At 65.0% G+C, this 22,485-nt stretch carries 19 protein-coding genes; 14 read left to right on the plus strand and 5 right to left on the minus strand.

Annotation, left to right across the window (positions count from 1 at the left end; translation table 11 throughout):
• Window positions 1–48 precede the first annotated feature (48 nt).
• From atpA to glmS, 8 genes are all read left to right on the plus strand, one after another.
• Window positions 49–1,605, plus strand: a complete 1,557-nt coding sequence (gene atpA / locus BUB09_RS06925) for a F0F1 ATP synthase subunit alpha (protein WP_072896019.1) — start codon at window positions 49–51, stop codon at window positions 1,603–1,605.
• Between the two features lie 25 nt (window positions 1,606–1,630).
• A complete protein-coding gene (gene atpG / locus BUB09_RS06930) occupies window positions 1,631–2,491 on the plus strand; it encodes a F0F1 ATP synthase subunit gamma (protein WP_072896021.1) in 861 nt (286 codons plus the stop codon).
• 40 nt (window positions 2,492–2,531) lie between these two features.
• Entirely contained in the window at window positions 2,532–3,941 is a 1,410-nt protein-coding gene (gene atpD, locus BUB09_RS06935; protein WP_072896023.1) for a F0F1 ATP synthase subunit beta, read from the plus strand.
• Window positions 3,942–3,977: 36 nt separating this feature from the next.
• Complete coding sequence (locus BUB09_RS06940; RefSeq protein ID WP_072896026.1) at window positions 3,978–4,397, plus strand: F0F1 ATP synthase subunit epsilon; 420 nt, start codon at window positions 3,978–3,980, stop codon at window positions 4,395–4,397.
• Between the two features lie 678 nt (window positions 4,398–5,075).
• Window positions 5,076–5,768 carry a carbonic anhydrase gene (locus BUB09_RS06950; RefSeq protein ID WP_084083226.1) on the plus strand — a complete coding sequence of 231 codons (693 nt, stop codon included), beginning with the start codon at window positions 5,076–5,078 and terminating at the stop codon, window positions 5,766–5,768.
• The gene (locus tag BUB09_RS06955) at window positions 5,765–7,315 is read left to right on the plus strand and encodes a SulP family inorganic anion transporter (RefSeq protein ID WP_072896035.1); all 1,551 of its coding nucleotides are present in this window, start codon (window positions 5,765–5,767) and stop codon (window positions 7,313–7,315) included. The genes BUB09_RS06950 and BUB09_RS06955 overlap by 4 nt, the downstream gene beginning before the upstream one ends.
• 151 nt (window positions 7,316–7,466) lie before the next feature.
• Window positions 7,467–8,852: a bifunctional UDP-N-acetylglucosamine diphosphorylase/glucosamine-1-phosphate N-acetyltransferase GlmU gene (gene glmU, locus BUB09_RS06960; RefSeq protein WP_072896038.1), complete on the plus strand. Its 1,386-nt coding sequence runs from the start codon at window positions 7,467–7,469 to the stop codon at window positions 8,850–8,852.
• A 120-nt stretch (window positions 8,853–8,972) separates the two neighbouring features.
• Complete coding sequence (glmS, locus tag BUB09_RS06965; protein ID WP_072896041.1) at window positions 8,973–10,811, plus strand: glutamine--fructose-6-phosphate transaminase (isomerizing); 1,839 nt, start codon at window positions 8,973–8,975, stop codon at window positions 10,809–10,811.
• 54 nt (window positions 10,812–10,865) lie between these two features.
• On the opposite strand, the gene BUB09_RS06970 is transcribed toward glmS, so the two are convergent.
• The 5 genes from BUB09_RS06970 to BUB09_RS06990 all read right to left on the minus strand — a co-directional run bounded on the left by BUB09_RS06970 (window position 10,866) and on the right by BUB09_RS06990 (window position 18,024).
• Entirely contained in the window at window positions 10,866–13,952 is a 3,087-nt protein-coding gene (locus tag BUB09_RS06970) for an efflux RND transporter permease subunit (RefSeq protein ID WP_072896043.1), read from the minus strand.
• The gene (locus tag BUB09_RS06975; RefSeq protein ID WP_072896045.1) at window positions 13,949–15,055 is read right to left on the minus strand and encodes an efflux RND transporter periplasmic adaptor subunit; all 1,107 of its coding nucleotides are present in this window, start codon (window positions 15,053–15,055) and stop codon (window positions 13,949–13,951) included. Before BUB09_RS06975 ends, BUB09_RS06970 begins: the two co-directional genes overlap by 4 nt.
• Window positions 15,052–16,395, minus strand: coding sequence for a TolC family protein (locus tag BUB09_RS06980; protein ID WP_072896048.1), 1,344 nt, complete (start codon window positions 16,393–16,395; stop codon window positions 15,052–15,054). The genes BUB09_RS06975 and BUB09_RS06980 overlap by 4 nt, the downstream gene beginning before the upstream one ends.
• Before the next feature lie 106 nt (window positions 16,396–16,501).
• Window positions 16,502–17,137, minus strand: a complete 636-nt coding sequence (locus BUB09_RS06985) for a TetR/AcrR family transcriptional regulator (RefSeq protein ID WP_072896050.1) — start codon at window positions 17,135–17,137, stop codon at window positions 16,502–16,504.
• A 320-nt stretch (window positions 17,138–17,457) separates the two neighbouring features.
• Window positions 17,458–18,024 (minus strand): carboxymuconolactone decarboxylase family protein, encoded by a 567-nt coding sequence (locus tag BUB09_RS06990; protein WP_072896652.1) that lies wholly within the window; start codon window positions 18,022–18,024, stop codon window positions 17,458–17,460.
• Window positions 18,025–18,154: 130 nt separating this feature from the next.
• Here BUB09_RS06990 and BUB09_RS06995 point away from each other — a divergent pair, with 130 nt between their 5' ends.
• The 6 genes from BUB09_RS06995 to BUB09_RS07020 all read left to right on the plus strand — a co-directional run bounded on the left by BUB09_RS06995 (window position 18,155) and on the right by BUB09_RS07020 (window position 22,465).
• Window positions 18,155–19,057 carry a LysR family transcriptional regulator gene (locus BUB09_RS06995; protein ID WP_072896052.1) on the plus strand — a complete coding sequence of 301 codons (903 nt, stop codon included), beginning with the start codon at window positions 18,155–18,157 and terminating at the stop codon, window positions 19,055–19,057.
• A gap of 78 nt (window positions 19,058–19,135) precedes the next feature.
• On the plus strand, window positions 19,136–19,420 hold the full coding sequence (locus BUB09_RS07000) for a hypothetical protein (RefSeq protein WP_072896055.1): 285 nt from the start codon (window positions 19,136–19,138) through the stop codon (window positions 19,418–19,420).
• Between the two features lie 168 nt (window positions 19,421–19,588).
• Entirely contained in the window at window positions 19,589–20,761 is a 1,173-nt protein-coding gene (locus BUB09_RS17170; protein WP_175550125.1) for a glutathione S-transferase N-terminal domain-containing protein, read from the plus strand.
• Between the two features lie 259 nt (window positions 20,762–21,020).
• Window positions 21,021–21,359, plus strand: a complete 339-nt coding sequence (locus BUB09_RS07010) for a DUF2834 domain-containing protein (RefSeq protein WP_072896060.1) — start codon at window positions 21,021–21,023, stop codon at window positions 21,357–21,359.
• 78 nt (window positions 21,360–21,437) lie between these two features.
• Entirely contained in the window at window positions 21,438–22,004 is a 567-nt protein-coding gene (locus BUB09_RS07015; protein WP_217650254.1) for a DUF7010 family protein, read from the plus strand.
• Window positions 22,005–22,069: 65 nt separating this feature from the next.
• Complete coding sequence (locus BUB09_RS07020) at window positions 22,070–22,465, plus strand: VOC family protein (RefSeq protein WP_072896063.1); 396 nt, start codon at window positions 22,070–22,072, stop codon at window positions 22,463–22,465.
• Window positions 22,466–22,485: the final 20 nt, after the last annotated feature.

Genomic DNA, 22,485 nt, shown 5'->3' on the forward strand with positions numbered 1-22,485 from the left:
CCGGATGCGGCACAGGCCGCGTCCCTACGGACACTCAGGGCATTAACCATGCAACTCAACCCTTCCGAAATCAGCGACCTGATCAAGGCCCGCATTCAGAACTTTGACGCGGCCACCGAAGCGCGCAACACCGGCACGATCGTCTCGCTGCAGGACGGTATCGTCCGCGTGCACGGCCTGTCGGACGCGCTGCAGGGTGAAATGCTCGAATTCCCGGCCGACAAGAGCGGCGCCCCGACGTTCGGCTTGGCGCTGAACCTCGAGCGCGACTCGGTCGGCGCCGTCGTTCTCGGTGACTACAAGCACCTGAAGGAAGGCGACACGGTCAAGACCACCGGCCGCATCCTGGAAGTGCCGATCGGTCCGGGCCTGCTCGGCCGCGTCGTCGACGCGCTGGGTCGTCCGATCGACGGCAAGGGCCCGATCACGGCCGCCGGCACCAGCCCGATCGAAAAGATCGCCCCCGGCGTTATCGCCCGTCAGTCGGTCGACCAGCCGGTGCAGACCGGCTACAAGGCCGTCGACGCGATGATCCCGGTGGGTCGCGGTCAGCGCGAGCTGATCATCGGTGACCGCCAGACCGGCAAGACCGCGCTGGCGATCGACGCGATCATCAACCAGAAGTCCACCGGCGTTAAGTGCGTGTACGTCGCCATCGGCCAGAAGGCCTCGTCGATCGCCAACGTCGTGCGCAAGCTCGAACAGAACGACGCGCTCGCTCACACCATCGTCGTCGCCGCTTCGGCTTCCGAAGCCGCTGCGCTGCAGTACATCGCACCGTACTCCGGCTGCACGATGGGCGAATACTTCCGTGACCGCGGCGAAGACGCGCTGATCGTGTACGACGACCTCTCCAAGCAGGCCGTCGCCTATCGTCAGGTGTCGCTGCTGCTGAAGCGTCCGCCGGGCCGTGAAGCCTACCCGGGCGACGTGTTCTATCTCCACTCCCGTCTGCTCGAGCGTGCGGCCCGCGTCAACGCCGACTACGTCGAGAAGTTCACCAACGGCGAAGTGAAGGGCAAGACCGGCTCGCTGACCGCGCTGCCGATCATCGAAACCCAGGCCGGTGACGTGTCGGCCTTCGTTCCGACCAACGTGATCTCGATCACCGACGGCCAGATCTTCCTCGAAACCGACCTGTTCAACGCCGGTATTCGTCCGGCCGTGAACTCCGGTATCTCGGTGAGCCGCGTCGGTGGCGCCGCTCAGACCAAGGTCATCAAGAAGCTCTCGGGCGGCACCAAGCTGGCGCTCGCCCAGTACCGTGAACTCGCCGCGTTTGCGCAGTTCGCCTCTGACCTCGACGCGGCCACCCGTGCGCAGCTCGAGCGCGGCCAGCGCGTGACCGAGCTGATGAAGCAGAAGCAGTACGCGCCGATGAGCGTCGCCGAAATGGCCGCCTCGCTGTACGCCGCTGAAAAGGGCTACCTGGATTCCGTCTCGGTCGACAAGATCGGCGAATGGGAGGCCAGCATGCAGCAGTTCCTGGCGTCGGCCTACAAGCCGTTGATGGACAAGATCAACGTCAAGGGCGACTGGAACGACGCGATCGAAGGCGAGCTGAAAGCCGCGCTCGACGCGTTCAAGAAGCAGAGCGCGATCTAAGGTCGGCCAGCACTAGGAGCAGGCGATGGCCGGCGCAAAGGAAATCCGCACCAAGATCAAGAGCGTGAAGAACACGCAGAAGATCACGCGTGCGATGGAAAAAGTGGCGATGTCGAAGATGCGCCGCGCGCAGGAACGCATGCTGGCTGCGCGTCCTTACGCTGAGGCGATCCGCCGGACGATGGGTCATCTGGCCAATGCGCAGCCCGAGTATCGCCACCAGTTCATGGTCGATCGCCCGGTCAAGCGCGTTGCCTACCTGATCATCTCGACCGATCGTGGTCTGGCGGGTGGCATCAACGTCAACACCTTCCGTGCCTCGATCCGTTCGATCAAGGAATGGAAGGACAAGGGCGTCGACGCCGATCTGGCGATCGTCGGCAACAAGGGCATCAGCTTCTTCAAGCGTGTTGGCGGCAAGGTGCTGGCGACCGCGTCGGGACTTGGCGACAAGCCGACGCTGGAGTCCGTGTTTGGCACGATCAAGGTCGTGACCGACGCGTTCCGCAACGGTGAAGTCGATCGCGTTTATGTCGTCTACGCCAACTTCGTCAACACGATGACGCAGCGCCCGACGGTGCAGCAGCTGTTGCCGATCGAAGCGACGCCGGCCACCGGCTTGCTGAAGAGCTGGGACTACATCTATGAGCCCGGTGCCACCGAGCTGCTCGACAGCGTGCTGCAGCGCTACATCGAGTCGCAGGTCTACCAGGCCGTGATCGAGAACACCGCCTCGGAGCAGTCCGCGCGCATGGTGGCGATGAAGGCCGCCACCGACAACGCCGGCAAGATCATTCAGGGCTTGCAGCTCGCCTACAACAAGGCGCGTCAGGCCAGCATCACCAAGGAACTCGCCGAAATCGTCGGCGGCGCCGCGGCCGTCTAACGCCGTACAGCACGAAGTACTGATAAAGAGAGATAGAGCGATGAGCACCGGCAAGATTGTTCAGATCATCGGCGCGGTTGTCGACGTGGAATTCCCGCGTGACGCCATCCCCAACATTTACGACGCGCTGACGGTCGATGGCGCCGACCTGACGCTGGAAGTCCAGCAGCAGCTTGGCGACGGCGTCGTCCGCTGCATCGCGCTGGGTTCGTCCGAAGGCCTGAAGCGCGGCCTGATCGCCACCAACACTGGCAAGCCGATCTCGGTTCCGGTGGGCAAGGGCACGCTCGGCCGCATCATGAACGTGCTCGGCGAGCCGATCGATGAAGTGGGCCCGGTCGTCACCGACGAGAAGTGGTCGATCCACCGCGAAGCGCCGAGCTACGAAGATCAGTCCGGCTCGACCGAACTGCTCGAAACCGGCATCAAGGTCATCGACTTGCTGTGCCCGTTCGCCAAGGGCGGCAAGGTTGGCCTGTTCGGTGGTGCCGGCGTCGGCAAGACCGTGAACATGCTCGAGCTGATCAACAACATCGCCAAGGCGCACTCGGGTCTGTCGGTGTTCGCCGGCGTCGGTGAGCGTACCCGCGAAGGCAACGACTTCTACCATGAAATGTCGGATGCTAAGGTCATCGTTCAGGAGAACCTGAGCGAGTCCAAGGTGGCCATGGTGTACGGCCAGATGAACGAGCCGCCTGGCAACCGTCTGCGCGTGGCGCTGTCCGGCCTGACGATGGCCGAGTACTTCCGTGACGAAGGTCGCGACGTGCTGTTCTTCGTCGACAACATTTATCGCTACACGCTGGCCGGTACCGAAGTGTCCGCGCTGCTCGGTCGTATGCCGTCGGCGGTGGGTTACCAGCCGACGCTCGCCGAAGAAATGGGCGTGCTGCAGGAGCGCATCACGTCGACCAAGACCGGCTCGATCACGTCGATCCAGGCCGTCTACGTGCCGGCGGACGACTTGACCGACCCGTCGCCGGCGACCACGTTCGCTCACTTGGACGCCACCGTCGTGCTGTCGCGTGACATCGCCAGCCTGGGTATCTACCCGGCCGTCGACCCGCTCGACTCCACCAGCCGCCAGCTTGACCCGGATGTCGTCGGTGCCGAGCACTACAACACCGCCCGCGACGTGCAGGGCGTGTTGCAGCGTTACAAGGAACTCAAGGACATCATCGCGATCCTTGGCATGGACGAACTGTCGGAAGACGACAAGCGCGTCGTTGCCCGTGCGCGCAAGATCCAGCGCTTCCTGTCGCAGCCGTTCCACGTCGCTGAAGTGTTCACCGGCTCGCCGGGCAAGTACGTCAGCCTGAAGGAAACGATCCGCGGCTTCCGTGGCATCGTCGACGGCCAGTACGACCACCTGCCGGAGCAGGCGTTCTACATGGTCGGCACGATCGACGAAGCCATCGAGAAGGGCGCCAAGATGGCGGCAGCGGCCTAAGGCCGCCCGCTACCTGTCAGCACAATAGGACCCGCCATGGCGCAGATTCACGTCGATATCGTTTCCGCTGAAGGTCACATCCACAAGGGTGAGGCGGTGATGGTGTTCGCCCCCGCCGAAATGGGTGAAGTTGGCATTGCGCCGCGCCACTCGCCGTTGCTTACGCGCTTGAAGCCGGGCGTCGTGCGCGTCAAGACGCCCTCGGGCGAAGAGCTGCAGATCTTCGTCAGCGGCGGCATCCTCGAAGTGCAGCCGCACCTGGTGACGGTCCTCGCCGACACCGCGCTGCGCGCCAAGGACGCCGATGAGGCGTCGGCCTTGCGCGCCAAGCAGGACGCTGAATCGCGTCTGGCCGGTGCCAAGACCGAAACCGATCTGGCCAAGGCCCAGCAGGAGATGGTCGAAGCCGCTGCCCGGCTCGAGTTTGTGCGCAAGCTCAAGGGCCCGACGCACTAGGCGTCACGCCTCGATCGTCGTGATGAAGGGCGCCCTCCAGGCGCCTTTTGTCATTTGGGCGGCGTATTCTGTCGCGTCCGATTTAGACGTAAGCTCGTAAATGATGGAACCCGGAACAGGCTTTGCTGTTCTGAGGGATCACATATAAGCCTTGCAGGATTCTGGGAGGCGACAAGAGATACCGTGTTCACTAGGGCAGCTTCACACAACACGTTCGCGGATTTGCGGCGCCAGCTCGTCTGGCCGCTGTGCGTGGCGTTGTTTTGTTGGTTGTCGGCGGTACACCAGTACGCCTGGTCGGCGGAGCCCTCACGCGCTGCCGCTGTATCGGACAGCGTTGTAGAAGTGGCACCGTCCGATAACGATGGGGCGCCGTTGGCTGGGCAAGATGTCACGCAAGACCAAGCCGAGCCCAGCACCGCTGAACTCGAAGATGCACTGAAACACGCGCTGCATGGCTCCTACGAAGCCGATTGCAGCGGTGCCCGTGCCCGCAAGGGGCACGGCGTTGTACCCACGCGTCACCTTAAACCTCTGCTGCGCCCCCCAGCCGTCGCCTGACGTCTGCGACCGCGTCGCCAATTCACGGCGGCGTTCTCCTGTCTGATCGAACATCACCCCGGCCGCGTTCAGGGCCCGGGCGGTTGTCCCTCCGCAAGAAATCTGGATTATCACGCCATGCAAAGACTCATTGAAGGTTTCAACCGTTTCCGCCTCGAATCGTTCCCGGAGAAGCGCGAACTGTTCGAGAAGCTGTCTGCCAAGCAGACGCCGCACTCGATGATCATCACCTGCGCCGATTCGCGCGTGGTGCCCGAATTCTTCACCTCCAGCGAGCCGGGTGACGTGTTCGTCTGCCGCAATGTCGGCAACATCGTGCCGCCTTATGCGCAGTTCACGGGTGGTGTTTCAGCGGCCATCGAATACGCCGTCGCCGTGCTCGGCGTCGCCAACGTGGTCGTTTGCGGCCACACCGATTGTGGCGCGATGAAGGCGACGATGACGCCGGAATCCGTCGACAAGCTGCCGGCCGTCAGCGCCTGGCTGCGCCACGCGCATGTGGCCAAGCATGTGGTCGACAACAACTACAGCCACGAGGCCTCGGCCGACACGCTGGCGTCGCTGACCGAAGAAAACGTCGTGGCCCAGCTTGACCACCTGCGCACGCATCCGTCGGTGGCAGCGCGTCTCGCCCGTGGCAACCTGACGCTGCACGGCTGGGTGTACGACATCGAGAACGGTGGCATCAAGGCGTATTGCGCACAGCGCGGTCACTTCGTGTCGCTGTCGCAGGTGTTGGAAAACGGCGAATCCTGGCCCACCGCCACGCCGCCGGCCCGTCTGTCCGGTGTCCTCGGAAACGCAGCATGAACAGCGCCATCAGCACCGCCAAGCCGGCGGCGGCCCCGGGTCGTCAGTTCGTTGCCAACCTACTTCCGTCGGTGGTGGTGTTCCTGGTCGCGCTGCCGCTGTGCATGGGCATCGCGATCGCCTCTGGCGCGCCGCCGGTCACCGGACTGATCACCGGCATCGTCGGCGGCATCATCGTCGGGTCGATCGCCGGCTCGCCGCTGATGGTCAGCGGGCCGGCCGCGGGCCTGGCGGTGCTGGTGTTCGACTTGATCCGTGACCACGGCCTGGTGGCCTTGGGTCCGGTCGTCGCGCTTGCAGGCTTGCTGCAGCTGATTGCCGGCATCGGCCGCCTCGGTGTGTGGTTCCGCATGGTCAGCCCGGCTGTCGTCAGCGGCATGCTGGCCGGCATCGGCATCCTGATCGTCGCGTCCCAGTCACATGTGATGCTCGACGCCAAGCCGCTGTCGACCGGCCTGCAGAACTTTGCCGCGCTGCCGGGACGCTTGTGGGCGGCCGTCAAGCATGGCGACGGGTCACTGGCCGGCCTGCTCGGCCTGGGCACGATTGCCATCATGTACGCCTGGGAGAAGCTCAAGCCGGCCAAGCTCAAGCTGGTGCCGGGTGCGTTGCTGGCGGTTGTTGCGGTGACGGCGACGGCGCAGTTCGGTCAGCTCGACGTGGAGCGTATCGACGTGCCGCATGACCTGCTGGCGGCGATCAAGCCGGTCGACGGCAGCGCGCTGGCCCTGCTGCTCGACCCGACGCTGCTGATTGCTGCGGTCGTGTTCGCGTTCATCGCCAGTGCCGAGACGCTGCTGTCGGCCGCGGCGGTCGACCGCATGCACGACGGTCCGCGCACCAAGTACGACCGCGAGCTGGGCGCTCAGGGCGTCGGCAATCTGATCTGCGGTGCCCTCGGTGCGCTGCCGATGACCGGCGTGATCGTGCGCAGTGCGGCCAACGTTCAGGCCGGCGCGACCACGCGTGCGTCGACGATCCTGCACGGGACCTGGATGCTCGGCTTCGTGATGCTGCTGCCGTGGCTGCTGCGGATGACGCCGATCGCAGGCCTGGCCGGCGTGCTGATCTTCACGGGCGTGAAGATGGTCAACCCGTCGCAGATCAAGGAGTTTGCCGCCTACGGTCGCGGCTCGCTGCTGGTGTTCCTGGCCACGGCGCTGGTGATTGTGGCGACCGACCTGCTGACCGGTGTGCTGGCCGGCATGGCGTTGTCGATCCTGCGCTTGGCGCTGCGCGCGGCGATGCTGCACGTCAACCTGCGTCAGCTCGATAAGCCCAACCAGTGGGAGCTTCGCTTGGAGGGTTCGGCCACGTTCCTCAGCGTGCCGCGCTTGGCCAAGGCGCTCGATGCGGTGCCCGAAGGCGCCACGCTGCACCTGGACGTTGACCGGCTGCGCTTCATCGACCACGCCTGCCTCGTACTGCTGAAGGACTGGCAGCGCACGGCGCCGGCCACCAACCGGCGCATGGTCGTCGACCCGTCGGCGATCGAGTCGCGTGCCGAATCGGCGGGCCGCAAGTCGGTGACTCAAGGCCTGTCCTGACCGCGAGCGTTTGACCGGCCTGGCTCGGCCCTGCTGCACGCGCTTCGGCTCGTGCAGCAGGGCCGCTTTCGTTAGGCCACGGACTTGGGCTGCCGCTTTGTGCGCCATTGCCTAAACTGCGCAGCCGCTTGCCACTTCCGATACCGCTGCCATGACCGCCGTCCACGCCTTGATCCTTGCCGCCGGCCGCGGCACGCGCATGCACAGCGACCTGCCCAAGGTGCTGCACACCGTCGGCGGTCAGCCGATGCTGGCGCATGTGCTGCGTGCGGCAGCGGCGCTCGACGCGCCCACGCACTTGGTGCTCGGCCACGGCGCGGATGCCGTGCAAGCCTGGCTTGCGCGACCCGATGCCGGCGTCGCCACACCGCAGGCGATCGCGATGCAGGCCGAACAGCTCGGCACCGCACACGCGGTCCAGCAAGCGCTGCCGGGCGTGCCCGATGACGCACGCGTTGTGATTCTGTATGGCGACGTGCCGCTGATCGGTGCTGACCTGCTGCAGGCACTGGCGCAAGCGGCGGATGGCGCGCTGGCACTGGTCACCGCGACGCTGGCCGATCCAAGCGGCTACGGCCGCATCCTGCGTAATGCGGCAGGGCAGGTGACCGGCATCGTCGAACACAAAGACGCCAACGACGCCCAGCGCGCGATCACCGAGATCAACACCGGTTTGCTGGCCGCGCCGGCTGGCGCGCTGAAGCGCTGGATTGCGCAGGTGCGCAACGACAACGCCAACCGCGAGTACTACCTGACGGATGTCGTCGCGCTGGCCGTGGCCGACGGCATGCTGGTGCGCACCGTCAGCGCGCCGCAGCCGGACGAAGTCGAAGGCGTCAACGACCGCGTGCAACTGGCGCGCGCCGAGCGGCTGTATCAGCAGCGGCAGGCCACGCGGCTGATGCGCGCCGGCGTGCAACTGGCCGACCCGGCGCGCTTTGATCTGCGCGGCGAGCTGATCGCCGGCCGCGACGTGTTCATCGACGTCGGCGTCATCATCGAAGGCCGCGTCGAGCTGGCCGACGGCGTGCGCGTCGGCGCCTATACGCTGCTCAAGGACGTGCGTCTGGGCCGAGGCAGCGTGGTACAGGCGCATTGCGTGCTCGAAGGCCTCGCAGCCGGTGCGGACTGCCGCATCGGCCCGTTTGCGCGCGTGCGGCCCGACTCCACGTTTGCCGACGAGGTGCACATCGGTAACTTCGTCGAAGTAAAGAAGGGTGCGCTCGGCCACGGCACCAAGGCCGGTCATCTGGCGTACATCGGCGATGCCACCGTCGGTGCCGACGTCAACATCAGCGCCGGCGTCATCACCTGCAACTACGACGGCGCCAACAAGCACCAGACGGTGATCGGCGACGGCGCGTTCATCGGCACCGACGCGCAGCTGGTGGCACCGGTGACCATTGGCGAGCGTGCGTTCATCGCGGCCGGCTCTACGATCACGCGCGAGGTACCGGCCGATGCGCTGGCCGTATGCCGCGCGCGCGACCAAAAGACCATCGCCAACTGGAAGCGTCCCAGCAAAAAGAAAAGCTGAGGCAACACCGCCCGCTGCAGCGCGGCCGGTATGGGCGCCAGCGGATACAATCGGCCATGAACCACGCCCTGTCTTCCTCGATCCCGCGCCACCGTGCGCGGCGCGCTCCGGTGCTCTGATATGTGCGGAATCGTCGGCGCCGTAGCGCCTCGCGACGTGACTCCCATCCTGGTCGAAGGCCTGCGCCGGCTCGAATACCGGGGCTACGATTCGGCCGGCGTCGCGTTGATCACCGCCGACGGCGTGCTCGACCGCCGGCGCGCCCAGGGCAAGGTGCAGCAGCTGGCCGACAACATTGCCGCCCAGCCGATCAGCGGCCATCGCGGTATCTCGCACACGCGCTGGGCGACGCACGGCGTGCCCAGCGAACGCAACGCGCACCCGCACTTCTCCGAAGGCCAAGTCGCGCTGGTGCACAACGGCATCATCGAAAACCACGACGAGCTGCGTGCCGAACTGCGTGGCAAGGGCTATCTGTTCAGCAGCGAAACCGACACCGAAGTCGTCGCGCACCTGATCAACGACACGCTCAAGCTCAACGGCGGCGACCTGCTCGCCTCGGTGCAGACCGCCGTCAAACGCCTGCACGGCGCCTACGCGATCGTCGTCGTGTCGCCGCTGGACCCCGACCGCATCGTCGCCGCGCGTGCCGGCTGCCCGGTCGTCGTCGGCCATGGCGACGGCGAAAACTACGTTGCCAGCGACGTGCAGGCACTGCTGCCGGTGACGCGCCGTTTTCAGTTCCTTGAAGAAGGCGACGTCGCCGAGATCCGCGAAAGCGGCATCCGCATCTTCGACGCCAAAGGTGCGGTTGCCGAGCGCCCGCTGCGCGAATCGAGCCTGTCGGCCGAAAGTGTTGAACGCGGCGACTACGCGCACTACATGCTCAAGGAAATCTTCGAGCAGCCGCGCGCGATCGCCGACACGCTGGCCGAACGCATCACCGGCAAGCGCGTGCTCGAAGCCGCACTCGGCCCCAAGGCCGAGCTGCTGCTGCCGCGCGTCAAGAGCGTGCACATCGTCGCCTGCGGCACCAGTTATCACGCTGGCCTGATCGCGCGGTACTACATCGAACAGGGCGCCAAGCTGCCGTGTACGGTCGAAGTCGCCAGTGAGTATCGCTATCGCGATCCCGTCGTGCCGCCGAACACCTTGTTCGTCGCGATATCGCAGTCCGGTGAAACCGCTGACACGCTCGCCGCGTTGCGTGAAGCGCGCAAGCTTGGCTACCTGGCCACCTGCGCGATCTGCAACGTGCCCGAGTCCTCACTGGTGCGCGAAGCCGACCTGACGCTGATGACCCGCGCCGGTCCCGAAATCGGCGTGGCCTCGACCAAGGCCTTCACCACGCAGCTGGCCGCGTTGAGCTTGCTGGGCCTGGTGCTGGCGCGGCACAACGGCATGGACGCCAGCACCGAAGCGCTGTTCGTGCGCCAGATCGCGCACGTGCCCGAGTTGGTCGAGCGCACGCTCAAGCTCGAGCCGCAGATCAAGCAATGGGCGCAGCAGTTTGCCGACAAGCGCCACGCGCTGTTTCTCGGCCGCGGCCCGACGTATCCGGTCGCGCTGGAAGGCGCGCTCAAGCTCAAAGAAATCTCGTACATCCACGCCGAAGCCTATCCGGCCGGCGAGCTCAAGCACGGCCCGCTCGCACTGGTGGACGCCGACATGCCGGTCGTCGCCGTCGCGCCGAACAATGCGCTGCTGGAAAAGCTCAAAAGCAACCTGCAGGAAGTCCGCGCCCGCGGCGGCAAGCTGTTCGTCTTCGCCGACCCCGACACCGGCTTCCAGGCCGAAGATGGCGTCGAAGTGCTGCTGATGCCCGAACACATCGAAGCGATCCAGTCCCCGCTGATCTACACGATCCCGCTGCAGCTGCTCGCGTACCACGTCGCCGTATTGCGCGGCACCGACGTCGATCAGCCGCGCAATCTGGCGAAGAGTGTGACGGTCGAGTAGGCGGGGCCGTCAGGCGCAAGCCCGACGGTTTTCACCGTCGATGCAAGCGCCGGCTCAGGAGCGTAGCGACGTCGGCATCCGGGTCTCGATAGCGGCATCCAGATCATCGGTCTGGTTCGGCGGCAGCAACTTGTAGAGCACCGGTGTGACCAACCGACCCAGCAGGGTAGAGCTTGTCAGTCCGCCGATGATCACCCAGGCCAGCGGTGAGTAGATGCCGGAGTTCTGCACGGCCAACGGCAGCAGGCCGCCCACGGCCGTGAGTGACGTCAGCAGGATCGGCAGAAACCGCACCTCGCCCGCCTTGGCGATGGCGTCATCCAGAGGCAGGCCTTCCGCTCGTAACTGATTGGTGAAATCCACCAGCAGGATGGAGTTCTTGATCTCGATGCCCACCAGCGCGATGAAGCCGATCATGGCCGTGAACGAGATCGAGTTGCCGGTGAAAAACAGGGCCAGCAGGCCGCCGGTGATGCCCAGCGGAATAACAGTGGCCACGATCAGCGTGGATTTGAAGCTCCCGAACTCCAGCACCAGTACCGCAGTGATGCCGAACACGGTCAGCAAGATTGCCGTACCGAAGCCGGACAGACTCTCGGCTTGGCTCTCGGCCTCACCACCGATTTCGAACCGGTAGCCGGGCGGCAGATTCATCTGCTCCAGCCGCTTGACGATGGCCGAGGTCACCGCTGCGGTATTGAAGCCGGCCTGCGGATAGGCCGTGACCGTGACCGAGCGGCTGCGCCCGTAGCGCGAAATACTGGGCGGCGATTGCACCAGCTCCACGGCTGCGAGTTGGGCCAGCGGGATCTGCTCGCCGGTGCTTGACGCCACATGCAGGCCTTGCAGTACCTCGAGCGTGCTGCGGCCCTGCATGGGGGCCCTCAGCACCACCGGGTAGTTGTCGCCATCTGCGGTGCGAAAGTCGCCTGCCTCCAGGCCCGATACGGCGAGCCGGATGTTCTGGTCCAGCTCCACGGGCTGCACGCCGAGCAACCCAGCCTGCGCAACGTTGGGCGCCAGTTGCAGATCGATCTTGCCGCGTCGCAGCGGATTGATGACATCGCGCGCGCCGGGAGTGGACGCCATGAGGCGTTCGAGCTCGTTGGCCAGATCGCGCAGCACCGTGAGGTCAGGACCGACCAGGCGCAGCGCAATCGGCGCATCAATCGGCGGGCCGTTCTCGAACTCCTTCAGCAACACTTCCGCGCCCGCAATGTCATCGAAGCGGCTGCGCAGCCGCGCATAGAGTGCCGGGGTGGTTTCGGGGTCGTAGCGGTATAGCTGCACGAAGACCTCGGCGTAGTGCGCGGCCGGTTCGCGCGAGAAGAGGTTGTAGTAGATCTGTGGATTGCCACGGCCGATGGTCGCCATGAAGTGCTCCACCTCTTTCTCGCTCGCCAGGGCCGACTCGATGGCGCGCACGACGCGGTCGGACTCCTGCAAGCTGGCGCCGACGGGCAGCCGTGCCTGAATCAGAAACTGTGGCGTCTCCGCCTTGGGGAACAGCGAGAACCCGATCGAGGGAATGAGCATGACGCTCAGAGCAACGACGACCCCGGAGATCAGCATCACCCGCTTGGGGGCAGCCAGTGCCCGATTCAGCAACGGGGCATAGATCGTGTGGATCGCCGACATCGTGAAGCGCAGCGCAGCGTTGCCTTCCTCCTTCTCGTGTCTGGGCAGCAGCCGTGATGCCAGGTAGGGGATGATCGTCAGCGAGATGAACAGTGAGGCGGTGACGGTGAACACCACGGCCACCGGCAGCGAGCGGATGTACTTGCCAGAATTGCCGGGCAGTAGCAGCAGGGGCAGAAACGCAAACAACAGCGTGGCCGTGCAGCCCAGCACCGCGAGTGCAATCTGCCGGGTGCCCAGAATCGCCGCCTGCATGCGGCTGTGGCCCTCGCGCATGAAGCGCGCAATGTTTTCGGTGACGACGATGCTGTCGTCCACCAGCAAACCCAGCGCCACCACGAAACCGGCAATCGAAAGCTGGTTGAGCGAGAAGCCGGCAAAGTGCAGCGCCGCCAGACCGGTGGCGAGCGACAGCGGAATGGAGATCATCACAACGCCGGCGGCGCGCAGTCCGAGCGGCAGCAGTGTGATGACGACCAGCGCGATCGCAATGGCGAGATCCGTCGTCAGGCGCGACAGACGCTCCTCCACGTTCTTGGACTGCTTGAACGTGGGCACCAGCTTGATGTCGCTCGGCAGGCGAGCCTTGAAAGCCTCGACCGTCTCGTCGATGGCGGCCTGGGTGATGGCGATGTTCTGGCCGTCCTTCTGGTTGGCGGTGACCCATACCGCACGCTGGCCGTTGAGCCGCGCCTCCACTTCCCGGGCCTCGTAGTCCCAGCTCACGGTGGCGATGTCCTTGATGCGGATCAGCCGGCCTGGGCTGCCGCCCACCACGGTCTCCCTTACTTCGTCGAGATCGGTGTAGGAGCCCGAGGTTTGCAGGTTGTAGCGGCGCGGACCGCTCTCGATGGCGCCGCCCGGCACATTGGTGTTTTCGCCCGCGACGGCGGCGAGCACGTCGCCTGCGCGCAGCTTCAGTTCGGCCATTCGCTGGTAGTCGAGTGCGACCCGCAGCTCGCGCTTGGGATAGGCCCAGGTCTCGGATTGCCGCACGCCGGGGATACGCTCCAGCTCGTCCTGCAAGGCTTCCGCCTCGTCAGCGAGACGCGCATAACTGGCGGTTTCCGAGACCAGGCCCAACTGCACGATCTGCACCAGACCGGGGTTGATCTTGTTGATCTCCTGCCGCACAACGCCGTCGGGCAGATCCGGACGCAGGGCGTTGATCTCGCGCGAGACCTCGTCGTACTTCTTGTCGACGTCGACCGTCGCATCGAACTCCACGAACACCACGGACAGGCTGTCACTCGAGGTGGAGGTGAGCTTTTTGACGTTATCCAGCTCCGTGATCGCGTCTTCGATCGGCTCGCTGATCTGTCGCTCGATCACCAGCGAATCGGCGCCGGGATAGACCGTGACAATCCTGAATGCCGAAATCGGAAAGTACGGGTCTTCGGAGCGCGGGATGGATTGCAGGCTGCTGAAGCCCAGCGCGATCAGCAGGCCGAACAGCACTAGCATGAAGGGGCCATTGCGAACGGATAGCGCGGCGATATTCATGGCGTGTGGTTCTCCCGAGCGACGAGCCTGACCTTCTCCCCGTCGTGCAGATAGGCCGCGCCATCGGTGACCAGCTGCGTGCCGGCAGGTAGCGGCTGTTGCAGGGCAGCGTCGCTGCCCTCGATGAAGGCCACCGAGACTTCAATGCCGTGCACGGTGCTCGTGGTGGCATCAAAGCGATACGCACGGGCCTGGTGCTGATCGCCTTCGACCAGTGCAGCCAACGGCATTCGCGTGAGGGTGCCGCCCGCTGCGCCCGAAGGCCGGATGGTGGCGCGGCCAATCAAGCCGCTGGGCAGGGGGCGGTTCAGTGCCGTCGCATCCAGGCTGAGCTCGGCCTGGTAGGTTCCGGTGCGCGCGTCAGCCGCCTGTGACAGCTGTCGTACGCGTGCCGGGATCCGCTGCGACGGGATGGCATCGAACACGATCTCGGCGGGATCGTTGATCTTGAGCCGCAATGCATCACGATCTGGCAGCGCGACCTTCAGCACCATGCCGCCCTGCTGCTTGCCCACGATCAGTACCGGGGTTCCAGCGGCCACAAGCTCCAGTGGCTCCACCAGACGGCGAAGCACGCGGCCATCATCGGGCGCGATGATTTCGGCATATTCGCGGTTGAACGCCACGGCATTGAGTTGCGCCTGGGCAACCGAGGCAGCCGTGCCCAGATCATCCAGCTGCTCTTGGGTAACCACATCCTGCGCGAACAGCAACTTGCCGCGGTCGAGGTCGCGGGCGGCTTTCGTCGCGGCGGCCTGAGCTTGTTGCAGCTGGGCGTCGATTTCGGCGGTGTCGATCTTCGCCAGCCTTTGGCCTTTTTTGACGAGATCACCCTCGCGCACCTCGATGCGGGCGACCACACCGCCGACCTTGAACGACAGGCGCACCTCATCGCGGCTGGCCGCCAGACCGCTCGCCACGATCTGCGGCTCGGCAGGGCCTTCGCTTACCGTGGCCACTTGCACGATTCGCGGTGTCGGCGGCGCTAGCGGCGCATCGGGTTTTGAGCAGGCAGAGAGCAGCAACAACACGGCGGCCAGATGGCCAGACGAGCGCGCGCGATAGGCACGAACTGACAGCAGAGGGCTGGCAGGGACGGTCATGGGGAAACTCCGGAAAGCACGGCAGGCAAGGGAAAGCGGGCTTCGGTGAACTCCAGCTCGGCAGCGGCGATGCGTTGTTCGGTACCTGCGAGCAACAGGCCCATACGAGCAGCGGTGGCGCTGCGCTCGGCATCGATGAACTCAGCCTGTGAGAGCTGGCCGGCATCGCGCTTGCGCTCGGCGATCCGCAGCGACTCCTCGGCCGCGGCGCGGCGCGCAGCGGCCGTGCTCAAGCTATCGGCTGTGGTCTGGACGCGATCGGCCGCGTTGGCGCGTGCGAGCGCCAGCTGACGCTGAACATCCTGCCGCAGGGCCTTGAGCTGATTGGCTTGCGCGGCGGCGCGAGAGACCGCGGCACGGCGGGTACCGAAATCCAGCAGCGTCCACTTCAGCACCAGCGAGACGGTCGCCACGTCGGGGTCGCGGCCCGATCCGTATTCCACGCCCTGAATGCCGGCATCGGCCACCACGGCCAGCACGGGCTGATAGGCCGCGCGGGCAAGCTTGCGGGCGCCTTCAGCCTCATCGATCTGGGCATCGAGCTGTCGGAGTTCCGGGCGGGATGACGCAGGCGCGCTGCCATCGCCAAGCGGTTCGGTGGTGTCCACCCGCACGTCCACCGGGGTGTTTTCGTCCTGGTTGCGCAGCAGGTTCAGGAAGCGTCGTGCCGCGCGGGCCTCATTGCGGGCGGTGTTGAGCCGTTGCTCGATATCGAGCAGCTCGGCTTCCGCACGCAGACCTTGATCGCGAGTGGCCTTGCCGGCAGCGACCAGTGCTTGGGCAACTCGCAGATTGGCCTGAAGGCTGGCGCGGCTGGCTTCGAGTACCTGCACGCCGGCATCGGCTGCCACGGCGCGCAGATAGGCGGTCTTTACATCGCGAACCAGCGCGCGGGCATAGGCCTCTCGCGTGGCCTGACTGCCTTCCAACTGGGCGGCGCGCAGGTGCACTTCCGCATCAATCTCCGGCGCGTAGAGCGGTGCCGCAAAGCTCAGGCGTGTGTCTTGCTCGCGCCGCCGCACCAAGGCGATGTCGGTGTTGTCGATCTGCGGAAAAGCGGTCGGGTTGGCAGACCCGGCCGTCAGCTGGTTCAGCGTTTGATAGACGGGATTCACCAGATCACCGGTCGGCAGTTCGATGACGCGCCCACCTTCAGCAGCGGTGTAACGCGCATTGAGCGTCACCGTCGGACCGCGCTTTCCACGTGCCGCCGACAGACCCTGCAACGCCGCCTCCACTGCAAAGTGCTGCGCCTGGAGCGCGCTGTTGCTGGCGAGCGCTTCGGTCACGTAGCGATCCAGCAGTGGATCGGCATGGGCGGCCGTGCCGAACAGCAGCATCAGCAGGGCCAGTGGTACTGATGCTGACGTCCGCCGGCCGGCAGAAGGTGCATGACTAAATGCGTGTCTACTGACTAGACCCATGTATATCTCCGGACAACAAAAATCAGGCGCGCACCGCGCGGATGGCCATTTCCATTGCGTCGTTGACGAAGTCCACCATCGAAATGCCTTCGTATTCCAGAACGCTTGCCTTGGTCATCAACAGCTGCGCCACCCCGTGGGTGAAACCCCAGAGGGTGATTGCCACCTGGATATGGGCGTCGATGTCCTTGCGGATGGTGCCGTCCTGCTGCCCGATCATTAGCGCGGTGATCAGCTCGGCATGGACGAGTCGGCCCGCCATCATCATTCGCTTTTGGGCGCCTTCTTCGTCAGGTGTCGCCTGATGGCCTTCAAAGCGCGAAATCGCCTGAAAATAGACCGGAAACTCCTGTGCAAACACCAAATAGGCATGGCCAATGGCTCGGAGTTGATCCAGCCCCGTCTTGTGCCGCGCACGGGCCTGCTGAAAGCGCGCACGCAGCAACTCCAGCGCTCGCAGACCGATGGCGAAATGCAGCTCGGCCTTGTCCTTGAAGTAGAGGTAGACCAGCGCACGCGACACGCGCGCACGCGTGGCGATGTCCTGCATCTTGGCGGCGTCAAAGCCCTGTTCGCGCAGCACGCGTTCTGCTGCATCGAGAATCTCGTCTCGACGACGGTCTTTCTCGTCTTGCTGGCGGCTGGTGCTTTCGGACATGGCCGGATGATCAAGGTCCGCTAGACACGTGTCAAGGCGCCAGAGGTTACAGCCATCACGCGATCCGAGTCCGATCGGGTCAGCGAGCGCGCTGCGCCCGCCGCTGCTGTCCGGGTCAGCCTTGGCCGGCATGCGGCGAGTCGTGGGTCTGGGCTTCGCTTGGGCGGCGGGTTGCCCTCGGTTGGGTCTCGCATCGGCGCCACGTGTTTCGAGCCCGCGACGCACCATGGTTCTTCAGCCTGCGCCGGCCCCTTGCGATCGACGCCCAATCGCCAGCCGGCCCATGCTGTCGCAGCCGGCTGGCCATTGGGCACGCTGCTTCAGCGCCCTGTCTTGAGTTCCGCTGTCCAGGCCGTGGCTTTGAATGCCGTGTCCAGCGGCACATGCGCGACGTGGTCGGTGTAGTTCATCAGTGTCTTGGTGGCCACACCGAGCATCACTTCGAGGATCGCCGTCGCGTCGTAGCCCGCTGCCAGGAAGGCGTCGATGTCCGAGGCGCCGGGATTGCCGCGCGTCGCGGTGACCACGGTCGCGAAGCGGCGCAGTGCTTCATGACGCGGTGATAGCAGCGGCTGGCCGGCCCGGGCGGCATCGAGTTCGGCGGCGGTCAGGCCGGCGCCTTTGCCCATCAGGCTGTGGGCGGCAGCGCAGTAACCGCACTCGTTCTCGACGCTGATCGCCAGCGAAATCAGTTGCTGCTCGGCCGGCGTGAAGCGCGTCTTGCTAAACGCGGTCAGCAGCGCCCATGCCCCTTCGAGTACCGCCGGGCTGTTGGCGAAGGTGCGCATCAGATTGGGTGCGAACCCCCAGGCTTTCTCGACAGCGGCGAGCGTGGCGCGGCTGCCTTCGGGCGCCGCTTCATTGGTCGGGATCGGATAGCTGAGCATGGGAGTCTCCTGGTGGGTGTCGCGGCAGCGGAATGTGCCGGCCATGTGTGCACTATCCACCCATGACTGCAGATCGATAAGATCAGCCGAAATCACAGCGCTCATGCACTGGATGCATGAATAGGGCCCAATGGATCGTCTGCTCTGGATGCACTGTTACGCGCGGGCCGTTGAAACCGGCAGCTTCAGCGCCGTGGCGCGGGAGCTGGCGATCGGTCAGCCGAATGTCAGCCGTCATATCGCCGCGCTCGAGAGCCACCTGGGCACGCGCCTGCTGCACCGCTCGACCCGCAAGCTGACCCCGACACCGGAAGGGGAACGCTATTACGTCGAAGTGCGTCGCGCGCTGGACGCGATCGCCGATGCCGAAAGCAATGCGCGAGGTGAGGACCGGCCGCGCGGGCCGCTGCGCGTGGCGTGCCCGGTGGCGCTGGCCCGCTTCAAGCTGCTGCCCTTGGTCAAGCCCTTTCTGGCGCGCTATCCCGATGTCGAGCTCGACCTGCAGATCTCCGATCGCAAAGTCGACTTGGTGCAGGACGGTATCGATGTCGCCATCCGCGTCGGTGAGCTGCGCGACTCGACATTGAAGGCGCGTCCGCTGGGTACGGCCCGGCGCATCTGCGTTGCCAGCCCCGAATACCTGGCGGCTCGCGGCGTTCCCCAATCACCGCAGGCGCTGCCGATGCATAACTGCATTCAGTACACGCTGCTGGCCACCGGCAACGTCTGGCCGTTCGTGCAGGCACCGGTCGAGGTTCGCGGCAATTTCAAGGTGGACTCGCCGGAGGGCGTTCGCAGTGCCGTGATTGACGGCATCGGCATCGGCTTGATGCCCGACTGGCTGTTCGCTGACGCACTGGCCAGCGGCCAAGTGCAACGGATACTCGCGGATTGGGCGATCCCGCCGCTGCCGATCAGCGCGCTGTATCCGGCCAAGCGGCTGCTGCCGCGACGTGCCGTCGTGTTCATGGATCACCTGGCCGCGGCGTTTGCTGCCGACACTGCCGTCGGCGAATCCGGGACAGATCGCTGACCGGCCGTTTCACCGCAGCCCTTGCTCGGGGTGGAGCATCGGCGTTCGAACGAAGCCGATGCGCGTGGGACATCTGAATTGAGATCCTCGCCGTACAAAAAAACGGGAAAATCAGGCCGCGCCCTGTACCCGGCACGCGTCGGCTTCCTCGCGCTGGCGCCGTTCGTAGAGCTCGCTTTCGTCCCGGCGCAGAACTATCCGCCGTCGTCGCCACTGCCGGCGCCATCGCTGCATATCTTCTACGGATCGCGCGTGGCCGACGTCGACGACGCCCTTCCCAAGGTCAATGGTTACTGCCCCAGCCAGATCGCCACCACTAAGTTCATCCTCAGTCGAACCTTGCGCAAGGGCGCGGCTAGGTAGCAGCACGCCGAGCTGGTGCCGGATCGCTCGCAACATCCGTTACCGTATGACCTCGCCCCGCTGGTTCGCGGTGGCAGGCTGGCACCAGGGCGCAACGCGGTCGTCGGCACCGCAACGGGAGGCATCATGCGGGGACAGCTTGGGTATATGGCCGCACTGATTGCCGCCATGTGCGCCGTCCGCGGCGGTTTGGCTGCATACGGCTATCTTTATCCGGATCAGCTGATGGACTCACTGGGTGCGTCGATCGCATCCAATCCTCAGATGCCCTACATCGTCCGCGTGTGGGCGATCCGTGATGTCGTGCTGGCCTTGCTCGTGGTGCTCGCAAGGCCGCAGACGATCAGAGGCCTGTTGATCGCGTGCATCGCGATCGACGCCACCGACATCGTGTCGGCTCATCTCGCGGGTGCAGCGGGTTTGTTCGATGCGGGCGACACCTGGCATCTGAAGCTGACGGCGATCGCCGCCTTGGTTCCGGAATCCATTGCGCTCGCGATACTGTCGTGGCGCTACGTGTTCCATCGGCCTTCCGGCGCCATCTACTTCGTCTGGCATTGGCTGAGCAGCTATCTGCTGACCTACTGGACGCGCCAGCGTGGCGCGTGGGTGCAGCCGACCGCGATCCCGGCCGCCCAACCGCTGGTGTTGTACGAGTACAACGGATGCCCGTTCTGCCAGCGCGTACGCGCAGTGATCACCGATCTGGACCTAGACGTACAGATCTATCCCACACCGCGTGTGACGATCCGCGCCTATGCGCAGCTTGGCGACAGTCGTTATCGGCCGGTGGTCAAGGAGAAGAGCGGCCAGCTGATGTTTCCGTACATCGAGGATCCGAATACCGGCGTGAGCCTGTCGGATTCGTCGGCCATCATCGCCTACCTGATGCAGACCTACGGCGGCGGGGCCCGCGTGCGTCGCTTATCGTCGCTGTCGATCTCGACATTGATGTTGCGATCACTGCGGTTATCGCTGTACTTCGGCGTGCTCCGTGTGCCCAGCCGGCTGCCGCCGAAGCCGCTGACGTTTTACGGTACGCAAGGCAGTGCCGGCGCTATCGTCGTGTTCGATGCGCTCACGTGCTTGGAGTTGCCGTATCAGTGGCGAAGCTGCGCGCGCGGCAGCCGCAAACGTGCCGAGCTGGCCGAGCGGTTTGGTGCGGCTGCCGTGCTGGGGCTGATCGATCCGAATACGGGCTTCGTGTCCGCGAGCCCGTTTGCCATCGTGCGATATCTGTACGCGACGTATCAGTGTGGGCGCATGGCCGATGAGACCATTCTTGGCTACTCCACGGACGGAGCGACCGCGCAGCACGGCACGTCGTCGTCGCAGGTCTAGCGTCGGTGGCGCCGACGTAGCACGCCTCGTTCACGAGACGCCCGTGATATCGGGCGTTGGCGACGTCGCCATCTCGATGCCGGTTGCCGCCTCCGATGCGCTGGCGCTATGGTGAAGCAAGGCGTCAAACAGACCCCCGCAACGTGGATATCGACGTGAAGTCGGGTCCTTCGGGGTCTGCGGTGCGTTGCGTCGCAATGCTCCGATTCAAGGCCGCGCATGACGGCGCGCACCATCCGTGCAACAGGGAGTGTCAACGATGTCGGAATCCGTCTACAGGACGCTATTGATTGGTGCGATCGTCGCTTTTACGGTCTTTTTCGCTTCGGTCGTGGTCCCGCCGCTGATTGAAAATCCCGATATCTGGGGTGCGTTTGCAGCCGGATTCGTCAATCCGTATTCCAGCGGCTACTCGACGGACGTTCTGGTGTGCTGGTTCGTTCTGGCGGTCTGGGTGATCCGCGACGCCAAAGCCTATGCCGTTCAGTACGGGTGGCTGTGTCTGCTGCTCGGTATCGTGCCGGGCGTGGCGGTCGGGTTCGCGTTGTATCTGCTGATCCGGCACAAGCAGGTCAGCGTGATTCGTCGTGGCGTGTGAGCGGATCTGCGCCGACACGCGATGGCGGCCGGTTCGATATCGGCTCGTACCTTCAACGCGGCACGCACGGCGCGGCCGATGCCGGAACCCTCTATGAAAGACCTGCAGATTGCCGATGCGCAGATGGACATGCGCGCGGGGTACATCAGTGGTGCGCCCGGAACCGCCGTATCGGCCGTCGCATGGCTGGCAGCGGCATCCGTCGCGTTGTTCCGTTCGCCTGATGCGGCGGTATGGACGCTGCTGGTTGCGGGCGCTTTCATTCATCCCGTGAGCGTGCTGTTGACCAAAGTGCTCGGTCGCCGCGGTGCGCATCAGCCGGGGAATCCCTTGGCTCGGCTCGCGATGGAAAGCACGGTCTGGATGCTCATGGGTATTGCCGTTGCGTTCGGTTTGTCGACGCTGCGGATCGAATGGTTCTTTCCGGCGATGCTGCTGGTGATCGGCGGTCGATATCTGACGTTCCAAACGCTCTATGGGCTGTCGATCTACTGGGTCTTGGGCGGGACGCTGTGCGTGGCCGGTATCGGGCTCGCACTGACTCGCGCACCGCCGCTGTTCAGTGCCCTTGCCGGCGGCGTTATCGAGTTGCTGTTTGCAGGCCTGATCTACGCGCGCGCTGGCCTGGCAGGTCGCGACAGCTGATCCGCTGCAGTACCTGTGGCCGACGAGATCAAATCGCAGCCCGCAGTTCCGCCAACCGAGGCCTTATGTACCTACCTCCGGGATTCAACACCATCACGCCGTACTTCTTCGTCGACCGGGCGGAGGCGTTCGTCCGCTTTCTGATCGACGGACTCGGCGGCGCAGAAACCTGCCGGACGATGCGTCCCAATGGCGTGATTCAGAACGTTCAAGTCCAGATCGGAAACTCGACAGTCATGGTCAGCCAAGCCACGGCGCGTTATCCCGCAATGTCGGCCGCGTTCTATCTGTACGTGGCCGATGCCGACGCCGCCATGCAACGCGCACTCGATCACGGCGCGATCCTTGAAATGCCGGTGGCCGACATGCCCTACGGCGATCGACAAGGCGGCGTCAAAGACGCGCACGGCAACATCTGGTGGATCTCGCAACGGATCGTCGAGGAGCCTTATCGTCCGTGACGCGCTCGCGCTGTAGCTGC

Source organism: Hydrocarboniphaga daqingensis (assembly GCF_900129825.1).
In the GTDB taxonomy this organism is placed as follows: domain Bacteria; phylum Pseudomonadota; class Gammaproteobacteria; order Nevskiales; family Nevskiaceae; genus Hydrocarboniphaga; species Hydrocarboniphaga daqingensis.